Source organism: Photobacterium sp. GB-1, from assembly GCF_003026165.1.
Lineage (GTDB): Bacteria > Pseudomonadota > Gammaproteobacteria > Enterobacterales > Vibrionaceae > Photobacterium.
The window spans coordinates 50,890-70,129 of sequence record NZ_PYOB01000014.1 but is presented as its reverse complement, the minus strand read 5'-3'; the positions used below and the strand labels follow the sequence as shown (position 1 = coordinate 70,129).

The 19,240-nt window shown below is 39.3% G+C and carries 18 protein-coding genes and 1 riboswitch; of the genes, 5 read left to right on the top strand and 13 right to left on the bottom strand.

The genetic code is table 11. From position 1 onward, the window contains the following. Positions 1 to 14: 14 nt before the first annotated feature. A riboswitch (Lysine riboswitch) is annotated at positions 15 to 188 on the bottom strand. A 136-nt stretch (positions 189 to 324) separates the two neighbouring features. Genes ccoP through C9J45_RS14025 form a run of 4 tightly spaced genes read right to left on the bottom strand, consistent with a single transcriptional unit; the run spans position 325 to position 4,944 of the window. Next, complete coding sequence (gene ccoP / locus C9J45_RS14040; RefSeq protein WP_107292669.1) at positions 325 to 2,523, bottom strand: cytochrome-c oxidase, cbb3-type subunit III; 2,199 nt, start codon at positions 2,521 to 2,523, stop codon at positions 325 to 327. Next, on the bottom strand, positions 2,520 to 3,128 hold the full coding sequence (ccoO, locus tag C9J45_RS14035; protein WP_107206380.1) for a cytochrome-c oxidase, cbb3-type subunit II: 609 nt from the start codon (positions 3,126 to 3,128) through the stop codon (positions 2,520 to 2,522). The genes ccoP and ccoO overlap by 4 nt, the downstream gene beginning before the upstream one ends. Then, positions 3,121 to 4,554 carry a cytochrome-c oxidase, cbb3-type subunit I gene (gene ccoN / locus C9J45_RS14030; RefSeq protein ID WP_107246918.1) on the bottom strand — a complete coding sequence of 478 codons (1,434 nt, stop codon included), beginning with the start codon at positions 4,552 to 4,554 and terminating at the stop codon, positions 3,121 to 3,123. Before ccoN ends, ccoO begins: the two co-directional genes overlap by 8 nt. Before the next feature lie 27 nt (positions 4,555 to 4,581). After that, positions 4,582 to 4,944 carry a cytochrome c gene (locus C9J45_RS14025; RefSeq protein WP_107246920.1) on the bottom strand — a complete coding sequence of 121 codons (363 nt, stop codon included), beginning with the start codon at positions 4,942 to 4,944 and terminating at the stop codon, positions 4,582 to 4,584. A gap of 260 nt (positions 4,945 to 5,204) precedes the next feature. Here C9J45_RS14025 and C9J45_RS14020 point away from each other — a divergent pair, with 260 nt between their 5' ends. Beyond that, positions 5,205 to 6,404: a 3-phenylpropionate MFS transporter gene (locus C9J45_RS14020; RefSeq protein ID WP_107292668.1), complete on the top strand. Its 1,200-nt coding sequence runs from the start codon at positions 5,205 to 5,207 to the stop codon at positions 6,402 to 6,404. Positions 6,405 to 6,466: 62 nt separating this feature from the next. Here the strand turns inward: C9J45_RS14020 and artM are convergent, their stop codons facing one another. From artM to artP, 4 genes are read right to left on the bottom strand one after another with little or no spacing between them, the layout of a single operon-like run. Further along, positions 6,467 to 7,138 (bottom strand): arginine ABC transporter permease ArtM, encoded by a 672-nt coding sequence (gene artM / locus C9J45_RS14015; protein ID WP_107206384.1) that lies wholly within the window; start codon positions 7,136 to 7,138, stop codon positions 6,467 to 6,469. Continuing rightward, positions 7,135 to 7,842: an arginine ABC transporter permease ArtQ gene (gene artQ, locus C9J45_RS14010; protein WP_107246923.1), complete on the bottom strand. Its 708-nt coding sequence runs from the start codon at positions 7,840 to 7,842 to the stop codon at positions 7,135 to 7,137. The genes artM and artQ overlap by 4 nt, the downstream gene beginning before the upstream one ends. Positions 7,843 to 7,845: 3 nt before the next feature. Then, the gene (locus C9J45_RS14005) at positions 7,846 to 8,574 is read right to left on the bottom strand and encodes an arginine ABC transporter substrate-binding protein (protein ID WP_107287636.1); all 729 of its coding nucleotides are present in this window, start codon (positions 8,572 to 8,574) and stop codon (positions 7,846 to 7,848) included. A gap of 52 nt (positions 8,575 to 8,626) precedes the next feature. Next, positions 8,627 to 9,355, bottom strand: coding sequence for an arginine ABC transporter ATP-binding protein ArtP (artP, locus tag C9J45_RS14000; protein WP_107206477.1), 729 nt, complete (start codon positions 9,353 to 9,355; stop codon positions 8,627 to 8,629). 584 nt (positions 9,356 to 9,939) lie between these two features. On the opposite strand from artP, the gene C9J45_RS13995 reads away from it, so the two are divergent. From C9J45_RS13995 to C9J45_RS13985, 3 genes are read left to right on the top strand one after another with little or no spacing between them, the layout of a single operon-like run. Next, positions 9,940 to 10,500: a carbonate dehydratase gene (locus C9J45_RS13995; protein WP_107206387.1), complete on the top strand. Its 561-nt coding sequence runs from the start codon at positions 9,940 to 9,942 to the stop codon at positions 10,498 to 10,500. Then, positions 10,490 to 11,527, top strand: a complete 1,038-nt coding sequence (locus C9J45_RS13990; RefSeq protein WP_107287635.1) for a GTP-binding protein — start codon at positions 10,490 to 10,492, stop codon at positions 11,525 to 11,527. Before C9J45_RS13995 ends, C9J45_RS13990 begins: the two co-directional genes overlap by 11 nt. Then, positions 11,524 to 11,958: a TraR/DksA C4-type zinc finger protein gene (locus C9J45_RS13985; protein WP_107246928.1), complete on the top strand. Its 435-nt coding sequence runs from the start codon at positions 11,524 to 11,526 to the stop codon at positions 11,956 to 11,958. Before C9J45_RS13990 ends, C9J45_RS13985 begins: the two co-directional genes overlap by 4 nt. Positions 11,959 to 12,310: 352 nt before the next feature. Here C9J45_RS13985 and C9J45_RS13975 read toward each other — a convergent pair whose 3' ends face one another. The 5 genes from C9J45_RS13975 to punC form a co-directional block, all read right to left on the bottom strand. Next, positions 12,311 to 12,568: a FeoC-like transcriptional regulator gene (locus C9J45_RS13975; protein WP_107287634.1), complete on the bottom strand. Its 258-nt coding sequence runs from the start codon at positions 12,566 to 12,568 to the stop codon at positions 12,311 to 12,313. After that, entirely contained in the window at positions 12,568 to 14,898 is a 2,331-nt protein-coding gene (gene feoB, locus C9J45_RS13970; RefSeq protein WP_107287633.1) for a Fe(2+) transporter permease subunit FeoB, read from the bottom strand. Before feoB ends, C9J45_RS13975 begins: the two co-directional genes overlap by 1 nt. Positions 14,899 to 15,550: 652 nt before the next feature. Beyond that, positions 15,551 to 15,802 carry a TIGR03643 family protein gene (locus tag C9J45_RS13965; RefSeq protein WP_107246933.1) on the bottom strand — a complete coding sequence of 84 codons (252 nt, stop codon included), beginning with the start codon at positions 15,800 to 15,802 and terminating at the stop codon, positions 15,551 to 15,553. A gap of 591 nt (positions 15,803 to 16,393) precedes the next feature. Continuing rightward, positions 16,394 to 16,624, bottom strand: a complete 231-nt coding sequence (locus C9J45_RS13955) for a hypothetical protein (RefSeq protein WP_107246936.1) — start codon at positions 16,622 to 16,624, stop codon at positions 16,394 to 16,396. A 301-nt stretch (positions 16,625 to 16,925) separates the two neighbouring features. Then, positions 16,926 to 18,146: a purine nucleoside transporter PunC gene (punC, locus tag C9J45_RS13950; RefSeq protein WP_107287632.1), complete on the bottom strand. Its 1,221-nt coding sequence runs from the start codon at positions 18,144 to 18,146 to the stop codon at positions 16,926 to 16,928. Positions 18,147 to 18,251: 105 nt separating this feature from the next. On the opposite strand from punC, the gene punR reads away from it, so the two are divergent. Continuing rightward, the gene (punR, locus tag C9J45_RS13945) at positions 18,252 to 19,154 is read left to right on the top strand and encodes a DNA-binding transcriptional activator PunR (protein ID WP_105060039.1); all 903 of its coding nucleotides are present in this window, start codon (positions 18,252 to 18,254) and stop codon (positions 19,152 to 19,154) included. The last annotated feature ends 86 nt before the right edge of the window (positions 19,155 to 19,240 follow it).

The following is a 19,240-nucleotide window of genomic DNA, read 5'->3' as shown; positions in this document are numbered from 1 at the left end:
TACTTCTTCGTATCCCTTAGGGTAGCGCTCCATAGACAAAATAACTATGGCAGTTCTGCACTTATTTAATGCAGACCCAGCGATTGTTGACGACACAACAAACACTTCGGCGCCGACTCCTTTCCCCAGACTTCAAAGGTGTCACCCTCCATCCGGATACTTTTAGGCAGCGCGCCTCTACTCAAAGGATTGAAATTTGATGATACCTATTAATTTTGCTTAGGCAATAAAAAGCAGACAGAAAATGCATATTAATTGTAAATATTGTTACTGTTGATGGCATGTTAACCAATTAGTAGCGATATATTCCATTTAGATAATCGCTCATTCTGTTATGCTATTGGGCTGATTTTGTTCTGGTGTTGTCATGGAGTGTATATTCCCAGCATAGCCACCTTTAATTAAATCTTTTCTTACCTCTGCTACTTCTTGTGGTGTAACAGGTACAGTTCTATCACCTAACTTATCGCGGACAAAGCTAATTAATTTCGCAAGGTTGGCATCACTGAGCACCGAGTTAAAGCTACTCATAGGCATAAAGTTACTGTCTTGTTCCATGAAGTTTGGCGATAAACCACGAATGGTAACGGCAATCGTATCGTAAGGATCACTGTGCATAATTATCCCGTTGTTAAGCAGCGTAGGGGCGATCCCTTTCCTACCTTTACCGTCTTTACCATGGCATGCACCACAGGTTTGCACATACACACCATATAGTTTGGCTTCGTTTTCAGGATCGTTGCTACTTAACGGTTTTAGCTCTACGGTTTGAATATCAACATTGGCTGGCACCAAGTCACCAAAGCCTGGTGGGTTAAGCTGAGGAACCGAGCTATCTAACTCGTTATATTTATCACCAGTGATCAAGTATTCCGCAATGGCTGCAACGTCTTGCTTTGTTAAGAAGCGGGTACTGTTTTGTACCACTTCCGCCATACCACCAAATGCGGTTCCTTTATCTGAATGACCCGTTTTTAAAAACTCGGTTAATGTTTTTACATCCCAACGGTCTTGGTATAACTCTGTTGCGGTAATATCCGGAGCCTTCCAGCCATCAATTAAATTGCCTTGGAATAACTCTTTTTCTATCAAAGCTTGTGCAACGTTACGTGGAGTATGACATTCCGAACAATGGCCTAACCCCATGGTTAAATATTTACCCCGTTTCCATTGTTCGGTGGCATCTGCTGGGTATTGCAAAGGGTCGGTATTAAGAAAGGCAATATTCCAACCAAGTAGTCCTAACCGGATATTACTTGGGAACATCATCTTGTTTTCTTCATTACGAGTATTCACAAAATTAAGCGATTGCATATAAGCCCAAAGTGCTTGTGTGTCTTCATCTGTCACATACTGATAAGACGAGTAGGGCATCGCTGGATAAAGGTAACCATGCTTGCCTTTACCTTTATGTAGCGCATCATAAAATTCATCGTAGGTGTAATCCCCAATACCATAGGTTGGATGTGCTGAAATATTGGTAGAATAAAGCGTGCCAAATGGCGTTAAAAATCCTAAACCGCCACCAAATGGTTCGCCACCTTCACCAGTGTGACAAGCAATACAATCTCCTGCATAAGCAAGGTATTGCCCTTTACTAACCATATCCGGATCAAGTGCTGCGAGTTTCTCGTTTTGTCTATTTCCTTGGTGGCGAATATAAGCCCCTAATGCTTGAATTTCGCTATCGCTGAGTTGCTCTTCAAAAGCAGGCATGAGATTGTTCAAGCCATATTTTACCGTTGAAATAATACCTTCAACGCTGCCATCGTGAAGCCAGATATTATCGGTTAGATTTGGCGCACCAATCGCAGTATTACCTTTTGCATTACTGCCATGACAAGCCGTACAGTTAGCATCAAATACGGTTTTACCGAGTTCAAGCTTGACCGCTGGCTCTGAGATAATGCGATTTTTTTCAAGTGAAGCGACATAATATGAAACATTCTCAATTTCTTCTTCAGTCAGAATATCTTTCCAACCAGCCATGACTCCGTTACGACCTTTAACAATCGAATGATGGATCGCCTCATCACTACCACCATAAAGCCAAACGGTATCACTTAAATTAGGGAAATGAAGCTGACCTTGTGCTTGATTTAAATGACAAGCCGCACAATGGGTTTGAAATAAAGCACGCCCAGCGACCACAATTTCAGGCGAGGTACTTAATGCTTGAAATGATGTATCACTATTAGGTACTTGGCTAATTTGTTTGGCTAATGAAGTAGTAGAGGTTGAAGCCGCTTCACTACTTGATTGCCACTTCATGAGTCCTTGCCAGTTTCCCATGCCAGGATAGAGCACCAAAAAAACGGCAGCGATAATGAAAGCGAGAAGATAAGAAAGAAGTAAAAGGTTTGGTACGGCGGCATCGTTTTCATCGATACCATCAAAGCTATCGACGGTTCGATTAGCGTTGGCTGCACTGTTTTTCTTCCAGTAGTACGCAACAACGACGATCATAATTGCGAGAAAAATAAGGGTTAGGATAATGACCCAACCACTCCAAAAAGTACTCATGGTCGTACTCCTTGATCTTGTCCCAGACTTTGTAGATAGGCGATTAATGCCTGTGCCTTGGTTTTACCTTTTACTTCTAATCGTGCCTGTTTAATTTCCTTATCAGTGTAAGGAACACCAAGCGTACGTAATGCAATTAGTTTTGCATCAATATCTTCACCATCAAGTACTTGTTCAAAGAGCCAAGGATAAGAGGGCATAATCGAAGTTGGTACAACATCACGAGGGTTTCTTAGGTGAATGATGTGCCATTGATCAGAATATTTTCGACCTAAATTAGTGAGATCAGGTCCAGTACGTTTTGAACCCCATAAATTGGGATGTTCATAAATATCATCACTTTCTCGGCTATATCGTCCATAACGTTTAATTTCTGCATTTAATGGACGTACCATCATGGTATGACAAGTATGGCAACCTTCACTGATATAAATATCACGCCCAGCAACTTCTAATGCGGTTAATGGTTTCGCGCTTGATTGTGCAATTAACTTATCTTGGTAAAAAAAAGCAGGAAGTACCCATACTAAGAATGAAAAGGCAGCAACCAAAGTTGTTGCAACAATAAGGATCACTACAGATGAGGTAAAATCTTTATTAATCATGAGTATCTACCTTTTCTGTTGCTGCATTTTGATGCTTAACTGATCTAGGTTTTGGCTGTTTTAGCGTTCTGTATAGGTTATAAATCATTAAAATTATACCTAACACAAACAACGCACCACCGATAAAGCGAACTAACATCCACGGTGCACTGAAGTTCATCGCTTCGACAAAACTATAGCTAAGAGAGCCATTAGCATCTTCTTTTAGCCACATATAGCCTTGTCCAATTCCAGCTATCCACAGTGCAACGGCATAAAGTACTATCCCAATATGCGCAAACCAGAAATGCCATTTAACTAAACGATTTGACCACAATTGCTCGTGACCATATAAACGAGGAATAAAGTAATAAAATACGGCAATGGCAGACATGCCAACCCAACCTAGGGCTCCTGAATGCACATGACCGATGATCCAATCGGTATTATGCGCAATCATATTAAACCAACGAATGGCTAATAATGGCCCTTCAAAAGTCGCTAGCGCGTAGTAAACAATGGCAGAGAAGAAAAACCACATAATGTAATCGTGCTTAAGTTTCTGCTTATTATTGAGCAAGGTCATGATGCTATTAAACGCGCCACCCCATGAGGGAAGCCATAAAATTAACGACATCACAATGCCGAGATTTTGTAACCAATCTGGCACAGAAGAATAAATAAGATGGTGCGTACCAGCCCAAGTATAAAAGCCGACTAAGCCCCAAAAATGAATAACAGATAAGCGATAAGAGTAAATAGGGCGCTCGGCAATTTTGGGAATGAAATAGTAGTTCATACCAATGATGCCAGCGGTTAATAAGAAACCAACCGCATTATGTCCCCACCACCATTGCACGATAGCATCTTCAGCCCCTGAGTAAATAGAGTAAGATTTCCACATCGTGACAGGCAATTCGAGATTGTTAGCAATAAAAATCATCGCAATAACAATAATAAACGCGCCGTAAAACCAGTTAGCAACAAAGATATGATGAACGGTACGTTTGGCGACAGTCATAAAAAACACGATGGCGTACATCACCCAGATAACAGCAATTAAGACATCAATTGGCCATTCAAGTTCGGCGTACTCTTTTGAGGTAGTAAAACCTAATGGCAGGGTAATAAGGGCAAGAAGAAGGATAAATTGCCAACCCCAAAAGACAGACCAAGCAGCAGTGTTGTTATATAGCGGTGTTTTACAGGTGCGTTGAACAATATAAAAGGACGTTCCCATTAAAAGATTGACGACAAAGCCAAAAATGACGCCATTAGTATGCAATGGACGGAGACGACCAAATTGAAAGTATTCAGAATCGAGGTTAAGGGCAGGCCAATAAAGTTGCGCAGCTAAAATAACACCAATTAACATAGCTATGAACGCCCAACTAACACTCGCGATCATAAAGTACTTAACGATTTTATAATTATACTGAGTATCCATCGTCATAACCTTAGCAAGTAATGCCGTTTATTGTGATTGATGGCTGGTATCTGTTTTTACTGTACTAAAGTAATACGCGAGATCCTTCATATCTTGATCACTTAAATCTTTAGCATAACCCTGCATTAATATCGCTAAACCATCAACACGTTGATTCTGTTTGTATGCTTTAAGTGCAGCGACCAAATATTGTTGCTTTTGGCCTTGTAAGTTGGGATAGGTATCCGTTGCTGAAATACCATCGACACCATGGCATGTCATACAAACAAGGGCTTTTTGTTTCCCGATCTCAAATTGTTGTTTCGGTGTCATTTCATCGGCTGATGAAACGAGGGGAGTTACAACTAAAACCACAAACAAAAACCGCTTAATGGATAGGATTAAAGACATGCTCATCTCCCTTTTTATCTTATTTATAGAAGTCGTAATATAGACGCACATTTATAAAGATAGATTATTTTACATTTTCGCAACATCTGTTTTGAGAAAACATTAGAAATTAAAGGAATAAATCAAAATATTTTTCAGTTTATTCTAAAAGCAGTCATGTAATGTGGCTGTTTTTAATTATTTTTTGGTATTTCTTCAAATTGTTAATGATAACTATTTTCGTTACTGTTACTCAAACATTGAAAGGAGTAATCGTACGAATGCTTAATTGTCGACCATCAGTATGGATGTCCACGTATCAATTTATGTTCTGGTTCTCGTATGGGGTGTATTTACCCTTTAGAGGATTATGGTTAGAAAAATTAGGGATTTCAGATGCCGATATCGGGATGCTGATCGGTTTTGGACTTGCCGCTCGCTGTGTGATCAACTTTACATTAACACCTTTATTTCACAAGGTTGGGCATCTCATACCGTTCCTTCGTTGGTCAATGTTTTTAAGCTTGCTAGGCTTTATTGCGTTTATCTGGATAGGTACGATTACGCCAACATTTTGGGTACTTGCATTACTACTCGTGTTATTTAATTTAGCAATTGGTCCTGCGGTAGCGATTTCGGATGCGATATCAAATCACTATGCTCGAGATGATAGACTCGATTATGGCTACACTCGCTTATGGGGAGCGGTTGCATTAACGGTTGCGTCAGCTTGTATGGGATGGGTTGTTCAGAACTTTGGTGTCAGTTCTGTACCAATCATGGGAGCTATTGGCTTGGGTGCAACATTACTAGGTACGCTAATGAAGCCAGCAGTACCTATGGTATGCCACCATGATGAGCAAAAAAGAAAGAATATTTTCAAAGTCTTATGTTGTAAAGAGACACTATTATTTTTATTGGTCGCTTCTTTGTTAGAGGGAAGCCATGGTGGTTATTATTTCTTCAGTACCGTCTACTGGAAAGAACAGGGGCTAAACTCTGATACGATTGGTTATTTATGGAGCCTATCGACAATTTCTGTGATCGTTTTTTACTTAATTAGTCGTAAAGCGTTCGCTAATTGGAAAGTATCAACATTATTTAGACTTGCTGCAATTGCTGTTGTGGTGCGTTGGGGATTAACCGCAGCGACAAATGATATATATGTGCTTATATTCTGTCAGATTCTACATGGTATTACGTTCTCTGGTACGATTTTATCTTCGGTTCGTTATGTGGAAGAAAATCGAAAACATAATTATGTTTCTTTACAGTCATTATACCATGCTATTCCTGCAGGTTTTGTATTAGCGCTTGTATCTGTATTTTGCGGATGGTTAATGCATCATTCTGAAATAAATATGTTCTGGTTTATGGCTGCGATGGGTGTACCTTGTATTTTCTTAAAAGTAAAAGACACTGTGCCTAATAGAAAAGAAGAGCAACAAACAGTGAGAAATAAAACATTTGCTTCAGCTTAACCTTTAAAAATAAAAAAGCCGATAAGTGTATTATCGGCTTTTTAATCGGTGAAAGATGAAATTTAATTCGCCACTTCAAACGCCAAGGCTTTTTTCTCTATTAGTCTAAACGCAATAGAAAGCAGGGCATTAACGGTAAGATACATAGCACCAGCAATGGCAAACACAGTTAACGTATCGTAGGTTTGAGCATTAATACGTTGAGCGTAACCCATGATATCCATAATAGTAATAGTGCTGGCAAGCGATGTACCTTTAAACACTAAAATTACTTCATTAGAGTAAGCCGGTACAGAACGACGAATGGCAAAAGGTAACAAGGTATGTAATGTCGTTTTGGTCTCCATGCCTAACGCACGACATGCTTGCCATTGACCTTTAGGAATTGCATCAAACGCCCCTTTAAACAGTTGAGTGCTGTAAGCGGCAGTATTTAATGCTAGTGCCAACATCGCACAGAACCACGGTTGGCTGAGCCATTGCCATACAAAGCTTTCACGAATACCTTCAAATTGCCCCGGTCCGTAGTAAATCAAAAAGATTTGAACTAACAAAGGTGTACCCGTAAATAGGGTAATGATGCCACGGCTTAACCAATGCAAAACAGGGGTTCTTAAAATCAATGTCATCGTCATTAAGAGAGCGAGAGTACAGCCAACTAATAACGATGCAACGGTCAATTGTAAGCTGGTGGCAAGGCCATCCATTAATTGCCAGAAGTGTTGTTCATTCATGCCATCGCTCCTTCAACAACCGTTTTTTTGTCGTTGCTTGAACCTTCTTGAGCGCTATATTTCGCATCAATCCGTTTAATAATTTGTTGTGTAATTAGAGTGATCACTAAATACACTGCCGCAGCTGTTGCATACCAAGTAAAACTTTCATGCGTTGCTGCAGAGCTTAACTGTGCTTGTTTTAGAAGATCCGTCACACCGATGAGCGATACTAAGGCGGTATCTTTTAATAACACCAACCATTGGTTAGTTAACCCTGGTAATGCATGACGGATCGCTTGGGGAATAATAATAGCGACAAATGTTCTTGCTTTGCTGATCCCAAGCGCACTGGCTGCTTCTCTTTGTCCTTTAGGCACAGCTTTAATGGCACCACGGATAGTTTGCGCCGCATAAGAGGCAAAAATCAGTGAAAGCGCAATAACACCTGAAAGAAAAGGGCTGATCTCGATATAATCACCCGTGATGTAAAATAAAATCTGACCTGAACCAAAAAAGATGAATAAAACAATCAGTAGTTCAGGTAAGCCTCGTAATACTGTCACTAAGGCTGTCGTTGGCCATGCCACGAAGCGAAATCGAGACATCTCACCGCCAGCAAACAACATAGCCAGCACCAATCCAACCGCTAAACTGGTAAAAGCGAGCTGGATTGTCATCCAGCTAGCCTCTAACAGGGAAAGAGAATATCCCGATAACATCATAATTTACTTACCAAAGTACTTATCAAAAATAACTTGATACTGGCCATCTTGCTTAATTTTAGCGAGTGCCGTATTCAACTGTGTAACCAATTCTTGGTTGCCTTTGTTTACTGCGATACCAAAACCGTTACCGAAGTATTTAGGGTTTGTCACAGGCTTACCTACATACGCAAGGTTATCGTCTTTTTTCAACCATTCAGCGATAACAGCAGTATCACCAAATATCGAATCAATACGGCCATTTTTCATATCAATAAAGGCATCTTGGTAACTGGTGTAAGGAACCGCAGTTACACCTGACATTTGATCGGTTAAATAGCTCTGGTGAGTCGAACCATTTTGTACCCCAACACGCTTACCATTAAGGGCGGCAACATCAGCGACTTTACCTTTGATTGAAATAAAGCCAGCAGCGTTATCGTAATAAGGTTGAGTAAAGCTGACTTGCTGTTGACGCGCTTCAGTAATGTCCATTGCTGAAATAGCTGCATCGTATCGTTTGAATTTAAGAGCTGGAATTAAGCTATCGAAAGATTGGTTATGAAAAGTACAGGTAGCATCCATCTCTTTACATAGGGCTTTAGCAATATCAACGTCAAAGCCTTGGATTTGATTATTCTCATCCATGTACTCAAAAGGGGCATAGGTTGCTTCCATCGCAAACTTAATGTCTTGCGCCATAGCTTGAGAAGAAACCAGACCGATAATGCTAGCTAATAAAATTTTGTTCATCGCGATACTCCATGCGTCTGTTACGAACGAATATAGAGGGGGATATAATTCGTTAATGTTTTAAGTAGTCAGCAAATTGTGAGGTTTTAGGGTGACTAAACGCCTCGTTACTGCCGTGTTCAATAATTTTGCCGTTTTCCATGTAAAGCACATGACTGGCGATTTTTTTTGCAAAATCCACTTCGTGGGTAACCACAACTTGGGTAATGCCTGTGCCGCTTAATGTTTTGATGATTTGTACAATTTGGCTTGTGATCTCAGGATCAAGCGCCGCAGTAGGCTCATCAAATAACAACACTTCAGGCTTCATCATCAACGCACGTGCAATTGCAACACGCTGTTGTTGGCCGCCAGACAGTTGCAAAGGCCATGCATCGGCTTTATCTGCTAACTGTAATTTTGATAAATGCTCTAACGCTTCTTTTTTCGCTTGAGCTTTATCGATACCGAGCACTTTTACTGGTGCTTCTATTAAATTTTCCAACACAGTTTTGTGGGGCCACAAATTGTATTGTTGGAATACCATGCCAACTTTACGACGCAGTTTTAAACCATCTTTTTCAACGATTGTTTTTTTAAAATCAAAATAATTTTCTGCAATACTCAGCTCGCCAGCAGAAGCATCTTCCAATAGGTTTAATACCCGTAGTAAAGAGCTTTTACCTGCACCGCTTGGGCCAAGTAAAACCAGCGTTTCACCTTTATTACATTCGAAGGTTACATCGTGTAAAACCTGATGCTTACCATAGAATTTATTAATGTTTCTAACTTGAATGCCCATGCGCTTATTCTGCATTTGTTCTCACTTGTGGTTTATATTACTTAAGTTGTAATTCTATGCAATAAAAAATTGAAAATAATTTAATTTGTTAATTTATTGTTTAATTCTTAGTCTTTTGTTGGTTTTATATTCTAATTAAAACCAAGGGTTAACGTTTAAATGTAGCTGGCGAAAATTGATGTAATAGCATGTTAACAATTGACTAAGTGGTGTGTTTTTTAAGAAGAACCCAACTTGGATAATTATTCAGATTGTGGTTGTGCAATTATGGGTAGCGAAAATGAGAATATAGTAAGAGAAAGAACGGGATTTACTGAGATGTATTAAAGAGAGTAAAACGATGTGTTGAAAGCGACATCGTGGCGGTGTTGATCAATTGTTTTACAATAAGCTTAGTTAGAATAAACACCATTGATATTTACGTACGAGTAGCATCTAGATAACCCATTATTGTTATGTTATAACGTTTCATTAATGTTTGATTTACTGCGTGAGTAGTGACTGAACTATTCCCTGTACGACTTTGCTGTAAGGGGGGAATTAAAAGTTGCGAATGATTGCGCGAATAGTGAAGAGAAAAAGAGATGCTAAGAAGAAACCCTACAGGGCATATGCCAACAATATCTGAAACTGCGTTTATTGATCCTACTGCGATTATTTGTGGCAAAGTGATTGTAGAAGATAACGTTTTCATTGGGCCTTATGCCGTAATACGTGCTGATGAAGTAAATGAGCAGGGCGAAATGGATGCAATTGTGATCAAACGCGATACCAATATTCAAGATGGTGTGGTTATTCACTCAAAAGCGGGGGCTGCAGTCACTATTGGTGAGCGTTCTTCTATTGCTCATCGGTCAATCATTCATGGGCCGTGTGAGGTGAGTGATGATGTGTTTATTGGTTTCAACTCTGTGGTATTTAATGCCGTTATTGGTGAAGGGTGTGTGATCCGTCATAACTGCGTTGTCGATGGATTAGATCTGCCTGAAAATTTTCATGTCCCGCCAATGACGAATATTGGTACAGGTTTTGACTTAAATAGTATTTCGAAAGTCCCACCTGAATATTCCGCTTTTTCTGAATCGGTTGTATCTGCTAACCACGAACTGGTTCAGGGATACAGGAGGATTGCTAATGAGCTTTAAGATATCATCGCCAATTTTAGCGGTACCAACCAACATTATTACTGGGTTTCTTGGCGTCGGGAAAACTTCAGCCATTCTTCACTTAATGAAAAGTAAACCTGATAACGAGCGTTGGGCTGTGCTGGTGAATGAATTTGGTGAAATTGGTGTCGATAGTAGTTTACTGCAAGGTCAAGGCGGTAACGAGCAACAAATATTTATCCGCGAAGTACCTGGTGGCTGTATGTGCTGTACCGCTGGGTTACCAATGCAAATTGCGCTTAATCAACTACTTTCAGAAGCAAAACCGGATCGTTTGATCATCGAACCCACAGGGCTTGGTCATCCTAAAGAAGTGATGCAAGTGCTCTCTACTGAATACTATCGCGATGTCTTATCGTTACAGAAAAATATCACATTAGTGGATGCAAGGAAGTTATCCGATCCTCGCTATACCTCACATGATACCTTTAGGCAACAGATTGCAATTGCCGATACGGTGGTAGGAAACAAGACCGATCTTTATCAAGCAGAAGATAAAGAAAAGTTGAAAGCTTTTGTCGCGCAAGTTGCGAGCCTAAAAACCAAAGTGATTTTTGCTAAACATGGTGTGATCCCATTTAATGAGTTTGATGGTGAGACCCGTATAGAAGTATTACCGACGTCTTATCTCCATCGTGATAGGCAGACAAGTGTATCTGAAGAAGCACTATCAGAAGAGCTGATACCTGAAAGTGGCATGATAAAAGCTACTAACCAAGGTGAAGGTTTCAAAAGTATTGGCTGGCGTTTTGCATCTGAAAAAGTCTTTGATCGTCAATCATTACATCAGCTCTTTCAAACATTGAATGTTGAGCGAATGAAGGCCGTGTTTATTACTTCTGATGGGATCTTTGGTTATAACAAAACGGCAGATGGAATCACACAGGTTGAGCTTGATGAGTGTGCTGAAAGCCGTGTCGAAATTATCGCAGATACATTAGATGATGAATTGGAAGGCAAGCTTTTAGATTGTTTGATTGTTAATAACATGAGTGAAATAACATGAACAACACTGAAATTAGAATGCTAACTGAAGAACAAATATTGCAAGAGCCTGAAGATAATTACATGAATGATTATCAATTGGCGTTTTTTAAACAAAGATTGATTGCTCTCTATGAGTCGACATCTCATCACATTCAATCTGCGAGAGAGGAAATGGGGCACACGGCAGATGCGAGTGATTTAAGTGATGTCAGTGATCGCGCAACGTTAGAAGAGCAATCAGGCATTGCTTTAAGAATTGTTGAACGAGAACAAAAACTTTTGCCCAAAATCAAATTGGCGTTAGAGCGAATTCGTTTAGGTAGCTACGGTTATTGCTTAGAGTCCGGTGAGCCAATAGGTATTCCTCGGTTACTGATAAGACCGACTGCAGAGTACAGTGCTGACGTAAAATCGCTGATGGAAATGAAAGAAATTCAATACAAAGATTGATCCTATTTTCAATTATCATTAGGTAGGCCTATATGAATACGGCGATCATTCCGCAAAGTTCAAGAGTGACATCACTGCATTATTGTTTTGCAAATAACCTTTAACCTTATCGTATGTTGAAGGGCGTATTACTGCTCTTAGCTCTTCTAAAGATTACATGACGAAATATTCGTTCAATTGTATGGCGAATCACAAAGGCAAAAAGCATTGCAATGGTTTGAGCTAGCAAAAAAAGCGCTAAAGTGAATCAAAGATGTTTCGAGAATGTAGGCTCTACCTAAGACGCTAGGTGTTGATAAGACATAAAAAAAGACCACGCATATGTTGGTCTTTTTTCATTATGCTTTAGCTATTAGCATAGCGAAATAGCGATTTTATTTTCACACCATTTGTAGACAGGGTCTGTTGTCTGCGTTTGGCAATTTTGGCAATGTTTCCCGCAAGCTAAAGAAGGCGATGAATCACATTTCTCAACTTTTCCACGTAAAATTAATTCATCTAATAATGCACTTAACCATCTTGGCTCACACTTCAAACGCTTTGTAAGTTGGCTAAAGGAAATGATTTTTGCATCACGTACCGTATTTCTTACTGTAATTAGCGATATCATTAATGGCATCCTCCGCAGTTATGTGTCGCAGGTGTGTCTGGTATCGACATTTGCCAATCGACTTTATTGCATAAGCGCTTAATCCCTATAATAAATACAGTGACGATACTCAAAGCAAAAAATAACCACAGCAGACTTTCTAATGGATGTGCTTTGAAAGTCGCGGTTTGATAGAAGGCGATTGAAAGCGCGTAGGCGACAACCACTCCCCATGCTGTCGATAACCAAGCCCAATTTCGACCAATTTCTTTGGCGATAACACCAATAGTAGAGACGCAAGGCACGTAAAGTAAAACAAAGATTAAGTATGCATAGGCACCCGCCATTGAACCAAATTCTTGGTGCATTTGCCCCATTGCGGTTGTTCCCATTGAGCCGTCAGCCTCACTGGCTTTTATCGGATTTTTAAGTGTTGATAAAGAAAAACTATTGGCAACACCATCAATGGTATCTTGCCAGGCCACCTTTAATTCAGGCAGTAGGTGGAAAGATTGCCCATCATCTGCGGCTTGATTGTTACTTAACTCTGCGGTGTATAGGGTATTTAAAGTGCCGACAACCACTTCTTTTGCTAAAAATCCTGTTAATAATCCCACACTGGCTGGCCAATTTTTCTCATTAACGCCAAGGGGAGACAATACAGGTGTTACCCAACGACCAATCTCTGATAGGGCTGAATTCTGTTGGTTATTACTTTCAATAACTTGTCCTTTAAAATTGACACTATTCAACGCCATTACTAGCACACAAATCGGAATGATGATCTTACACGCTTTGACTAAAAATCCACGTAAGCGACTCCAGCTATGGATAAGCGTCGTTTTAGCGCTTGGGAGGTGGTAGGTTGGTAATTCCATTATGTAAGGTGATGCTTCACCCGTTAATAAGGTTTTCTTCAGCACAAAACCAGTAATAACGGCGACAAAAATACCAAGCAAGTAGAGAGAAAAGACGACAAAGCTTCCCATACCATGGAAGAAAGCTGCTGAGAAAACGCCGAAAATTGCTAACCTTGCGCCACAAGACATAAAGGGTGTCATCATAGACGTTAAGATACGATCTCTTGGTGTATCGAGGGTACGTGACGCCATAATGGAAGGTATGTTGCAACCAAACCCTACAATAAGCGGAACAAAGGATTTTCCTGGTAATCCAATCGTAGACATAAAGCGATCAATAACAAACGCTGCTCGCGCCATATAACCACTATCTTCTAATATTGATAGATAAAGGAACATCAAACCAATTTGAGGAATAAAGGGCATAACGGTATTTATACCGCCACCCAGCCCTTGTGATAAAATTGCAGTTAGCCAACTAGGAAAACCGAGTGATGAACATAACCATGCGGTGCCATTAATGAATATTGCTGCAGAGCCTTCATCAAAAATAGGTTGAAGCCCTCCACCAATATTTATTGATAGCCAAAACATTAAATACATCACGATGAGGAAAATCGGGATCCCCAGATAACGGTTAAGTACAATCTTATCGATCCATTGAGTCAGATTATGCTGTCCTGCATGGTAACTTGAGATGCAATGATGAATGATCTCGGCGACAGTTTGGTAGCGCGCATCAGCAATTAATAAGTCAATATTTTCATTATGTGTGCTTGAAAAATCGGCTTGTAATTGAGAGACAAAAGAGGTGATATCTGTACCGTTTATATATTTTTTGGCTGATGAATCTGATTCAAGTAAGCGTATAGCAAGCCATTTCTTTCTATTATTAACAATTATTTGATCATCGAATACGTCAGAAAGCTGAGAAATGGTTTGGTCTAATTCAATAGGAAATTGAGTAAATAGACGAGGCAGTGATTTTGTTTGTAAATGTTTTTCAATCGAGCCTTTTAAATCATCGAGTCCTTTAGATTTATTTGCAACTAATGAAACAACAGGGCAACCAAGTTCAGATTCTAACTTTTCCGCATCGATATTTATATTTTTTTGTTTAGCAATATCTAACATGTTAAGTACAACAATGCATGGAATTTTCATTTCAAGAAGTTGTAATGTTAAATATAAATTTCGCTCAATATTGGCCGCGTCGACAATATTAACGACAAGATCAGCCTCATTAGAAAGAATATATTCACAAGCGATGCGCTCATCGAGTGAACCTTGTTCATCGGATGAAGACATAGAATAAATACCAGGCAAATCTACAATATTTATATTCTTATTATGGTAAGAGTAGTTTCCTTCTTTTTTATCTACAGTAACTCCAGCCCAGTTGCCTGTGCGTTGTCTTGCGCCAGTTAAGGCATTAAACAGAGTCGTTTTACCACAGTTAGGGTTACCTAATAAGGCAATAGTATTTGCCATTATTTATTTCTCCAACCAATTACTAATAGATAAAATAATTAACAAGCGAAAATGATATCGCTTATCAATTGCACTTATAAAAAGAATACTTATTTCAGTCAATAATTTTTTTTACTAAGGAAAATAAAAAGATGAATAAAATGTAATTTTTCATTCTAGTCAATGGCTTGGATGATATGTTTTTTATGAATAATTAATGTTCAAAATTGGAGAAAGTTATATTAAGCCTATATGTTAGCGCTATTTTACTTTTGAATTTAAATAATAGAGTTTTTACTTAAATATTGAATTATATAGATGAATATTGAAATAATTAAACTTACCTTGCTAATTCTCTAATTTTAGCTTTAGTAAAAGTATTTCTTAGTAAGGATATAAAAATAGTTGATATTTATTATCACAATTAATAATGCGACATAGATATTATTTGCTACGTTAAAGTAGGTTGCTGGTGAAGAAAAATTTTGCTACACAGTAAAAGGAAAGTATCGAGGTAAAATTAGAACGTTAGGAAATAAGCCTTTTTAGTATGAAGGTTAGTCAAGTTGGTAAGTTTAAAGAGCTGAAAGGAAGAGATTCACGTTTAACTGTATATTAAATTAATGGTAAGTGCTGTAAGAATAGGGCGCATTAATAACCCTATAAAACGTGTTTAACGCTGTTTGTATTGTGTCGGACAGTAACCACGACTGACATATGGTGAGCGCAATTTTAAGTGTTTGGTTTTTCTTCCTGATACGCGCTGTCGCCATAGTTTAAAGCTACTTGGCTTAAGGTGTTGGCGCATTAGCTTGATCACACCTTGTTCATCCAGACCATATTGTATTGCAATCGCTTCAAACGGGGTTCTATCTTCCCAAGCCATCTCGATGATACGTGATAGTGACTCTTGTCTGCTTGTCATCAATTACTCTCCATTTACACATTAAAGCTAATACGTAATTGATTAATATAAAGTTTAATTTTTTGGTATTAATTAAGGTGATTTGAAAGCGAGATGTGAGGTATGAAAATATGGGCTAATGATTAGCTCCCTATTAAGTGGATTTATTCATTAACTAAATTGTGTATAGAGTAAATAACAAGCGGTGAGAATTAATAAACAGCCCATAAAAAGATTGAATACTTTTAGTCTCAGTTCGTTATTAAGGAAGAGAGTGACCTTGCTGCCTAAGAGAGACCAAGAAAATAATGATAGATAACAAACGATAAAGTAAATAAATACAAAACTTAAAAAGATGTGATTGTTATTGGCTTCTGAAAACATTGACACACCAGCAACACATGCAATCCAAGCTTTAGGGTTTAACCATTGTAATGAACATGCCTGTTAAATAAGCTACCAAGGAATGCTTCAGAACACGCTGAAAAATTACCATGTTACCCAGAATTTTTATAGCGTAGGATTTGGCTCCATTCTTTACGTAGTGAGCGTTACGCTTTTTTGCTCTTTATCTAATGCTGTATTTGATTAAGAAATCGCATTATAGAGCAACTACTCAGGTGCATATTTATTTATCATCACACAACAAGTAATCAAGAATGATAAGATCAAAGTGATTTGCCACAAACCATCTTCATAAAATGACATCTCGTTGTCTGACCAAACTCGCAAGCCGATGTTGAACAATTCACCTTTTATGCTGAGTACTAACACCGTAGCGAGAAAATATTTCGCAAAGTCTTTCGTTAATATTTTGATGTAAGAGAGGTACGTATCTAGCATTGGAAATACCTTAGTTGCTCAATAGATTGACGCTTGAATGAATGTCACATCACTTTACTAATGTTAAATCTAATACCAATTACTAATGTTAAATCTAATACCAAGCAATTATTGGCTAGTTAAAATCTTCCTTTGTCGACGCTTTTATTCTGATATTTCATTTCAAGCTCTGTATTTTGCGAGTGGCTTCATGTCTAGCTGAGGTGGACGAGCACGTTGAATAGACTGGAAACAAAAAAGGAGGAGCTGAATTATCAGCTCCCCCTTGTGTTAACCCAGTATGTAGATGGGTTAAAGCATATTACGCAGTTTGTAGTTCAACATCTTGCTCATCTTTACGAGCTTGAACGACTAGGACAAAACCAACGATTGCAATAAAGCCAGTAATGAACATGCCAGTTGTTACTGTTAACAGACCGTGTGCAGCAAACGCTGAAACTAAACCACTTGCTGCAAAACACACCATAGTCTGCATAAAGTTAAGCAGGCCAGCAGCGGTTGCGCTACAGTTTTTAAAGTCAGACAGTGCAGAGCTAATAACAATCGGGTAAATCGCACCATTCGCAACAGCTAGGAAGCAGAATGGGATTAAGATAGGCCAGATTGTTGTTACTGTTGTTGTCGTAGAGATAACGAACATTACTGCTACGCTTGCAAAGAATAGCGCTAAAATCCACGGTAGAAGTTGCTTACCTGAGTAACGGTTTAATAAAGTACGACAACCGTAACCACCGACAATAAATGCCACAGTTTGTGGTGCGTAGCTTAGGCCAATATCTGCACCTGAGTAACCCATTGCAGACATAACAAATGGCGAACCTGTTAAGTAAGCAAAGAATGCCGCAGAACATGCTGCGAAAATAACCATGTTACCCCAGAACTTTTTAGAGCGTAGGATTTGGCTATAGTCTTTACGTAGTTGAACCGTTACGCTTTCTTGCTCTTTATCTAATGCAGCACTTTCTTTTTCTTTAAGCGTTAGCATTGCTAAAACAGCACCAAAACCGACTAATGCAATAAAGATGCTGCGCCAGCCTACGTGATGCTCAAGCAGTGCGCCTAATAATGGTGCTAATGCTGGAGATAACGCGACAAGCGGCATAATGGTTGCGAATACACGCTCAGAAGTTTTACCCTCGTAACGGTCAACAACCACTGCCTGCCAAATAACCGTTGCGCTACATGCACCCAATGCTTGAGCGAAACGTGCTAATAAGAACACTTCAATGTTTGACGCAAAAGCAGAGGCTAAAGAGCCAAGGCTAAATAGCGCAATACCGCCAAGTAGTACTTTAATACGTCCAATACGATCAGACAGTGGGCCGTAAACCAGTTGGCCTAATGCCATACCAAGTAAGAAGATACTTAGCGAAAGGCCGATTAGAGATTGGGTTGTAGCAAAGTCGGCACGAATCGTTTCAAACGCAGGTAAATACATATCTGTGGCTAAAAAGCCCAGCATGCTTAAGCAAGCGAACCAAAATAGGGTGATTTTTGATGGTTTAGCGTGTTGTTTATTCATTTTTATTATAACTATATCTATATGACATATGTGTAGTGTAATACTGGTTTAAATCGCTGTGAAACGCTAATATTTCAACATTGCTTTCAAAAAATTTGATTTGATATGTTTTCATACAACGATCTCCAAGTTATTGACGTAGTTGCCCGTCGTGGCAGCTTCTCTGCTGCGGCTGAAGAATTACATAAGGTCCCTAGTGCGATTAGTTATACTGTTCGATTAATAGAAGAGCGATTAGCTGTCGAATTATTTGTTCGATTGCACCGGCAGGTTAAATTGACACCCGCTGGTGAGTATTTCGTCGAAGAAGCGCGCAAACTTATTAAACAGATGGATACCATTAAATATCAAACCCAACGGGTAGCGAATGGTTGGTCAGAAAATGTCTCTGTTGCGCTTGATACTGTGGTTCGCCAAAGTCGAGTAAATACCCTTGTTCGAGATTTCTATTTACATTTTCCAGATGTAGAGTTGCACCTAACAATGGAAGTGTTTAATGGGGTATGGGATGCCTTAGCTGATGGGCGGGCTGATATTGCCATTGGCGCAACTGCTGCAGTGCCAATTGGTGGCAGCTTTGATTATCGTGATATGGGCGTTTTAACGTGGAAGTTTGTGGTATCGCCAGATCATCCTTTAGCAATGGCATCGCATCCGTTAGAGCCTTCTGAATTAGCGCAATATCCTGCGATTTGTTTAGAAGATACCTCTCGAACGTTACCTAAACGAACAACTTGGCTAATGGATAACCAACGTCGAATCATGGTGCCAAGTTGGCACAGTGCATTTCAATGTTTACAGGCTGGATTAGGCATTTCTGTTGTTCCTAGCCATATGGCGATCAGTAAAATTGAATCAGGAGAGCTGGTGGAAAAAGAGCTCGCGGTGAAGCCTTCAATGAGTCCCTGTTGTTTAGCATGGAATACAGAAACGTTGAGCCCAGCTGTCAGTTGGTTACTCGATTATTTAGGCGACAGTGAGCAGCTTCATCATGAATGGATGCGTTAATAAGGTGATATTGATTCCATTGATAATACCCATAAAGCATATAGTGTGTTTTGTAAGAATTGTTTAATAAATGCAATGTAGCTTGC

Bases quoted from the DNA above. Each gene is read 5' to 3' on its own strand.
- ccoP (WP_107292669.1), bottom strand. From the start codon at position 2,523: ATGAGTACTTTTTGGAGTGGTTGGGTCATTATCCTAACCCTTATTTTT.
- ccoO (WP_107206380.1), bottom strand. From the start codon at position 3,128: ATGATTAATAAAGATTTTACCTCATCTGTAGTGATCCTTATTGTTGCA.
- ccoN (WP_107246918.1), bottom strand. From the start codon at position 4,554: ATGGATACTCAGTATAATTATAAAATCGTTAAGTACTTTATGATCGCG.
- C9J45_RS14025 (WP_107246920.1), bottom strand. From the start codon at position 4,944: ATGTCTTTAATCCTATCCATTAAGCGGTTTTTGTTTGTGGTTTTAGTT.
- C9J45_RS14020 (WP_107292668.1), top strand. From the start codon at position 5,205: ATGCTTAATTGTCGACCATCAGTATGGATGTCCACGTATCAATTTATG.
- artM (WP_107206384.1), bottom strand. From the start codon at position 7,138: ATGAATGAACAACACTTCTGGCAATTAATGGATGGCCTTGCCACCAGC.
- artQ (WP_107246923.1), bottom strand. From the start codon at position 7,842: ATGATGTTATCGGGATATTCTCTTTCCCTGTTAGAGGCTAGCTGGATG.
- C9J45_RS14005 (WP_107287636.1), bottom strand. From the start codon at position 8,574: ATGAACAAAATTTTATTAGCTAGCATTATCGGTCTGGTTTCTTCTCAA.
- artP (WP_107206477.1), bottom strand. From the start codon at position 9,355: ATGGGCATTCAAGTTAGAAACATTAATAAATTCTATGGTAAGCATCAG.
- C9J45_RS13995 (WP_107206387.1), top strand. From the start codon at position 9,940: ATGCTAAGAAGAAACCCTACAGGGCATATGCCAACAATATCTGAAACT.
- C9J45_RS13990 (WP_107287635.1), top strand. From the start codon at position 10,490: ATGAGCTTTAAGATATCATCGCCAATTTTAGCGGTACCAACCAACATT.
- C9J45_RS13985 (WP_107246928.1), top strand. From the start codon at position 11,524: ATGAACAACACTGAAATTAGAATGCTAACTGAAGAACAAATATTGCAA.
- C9J45_RS13975 (WP_107287634.1), bottom strand. From the start codon at position 12,568: ATGATATCGCTAATTACAGTAAGAAATACGGTACGTGATGCAAAAATC.
- feoB (WP_107287633.1), bottom strand. From the start codon at position 14,898: ATGGCAAATACTATTGCCTTATTAGGTAACCCTAACTGTGGTAAAACG.
- C9J45_RS13965 (WP_107246933.1), bottom strand. From the start codon at position 15,802: ATGACAAGCAGACAAGAGTCACTATCACGTATCATCGAGATGGCTTGG.
- C9J45_RS13955 (WP_107246936.1), bottom strand. From the start codon at position 16,624: ATGCTAGATACGTACCTCTCTTACATCAAAATATTAACGAAAGACTTT.
- punC (WP_107287632.1), bottom strand. From the start codon at position 18,146: ATGAATAAACAACACGCTAAACCATCAAAAATCACCCTATTTTGGTTC.
- punR (WP_105060039.1), top strand. From the start codon at position 18,252: ATGTTTTCATACAACGATCTCCAAGTTATTGACGTAGTTGCCCGTCGT.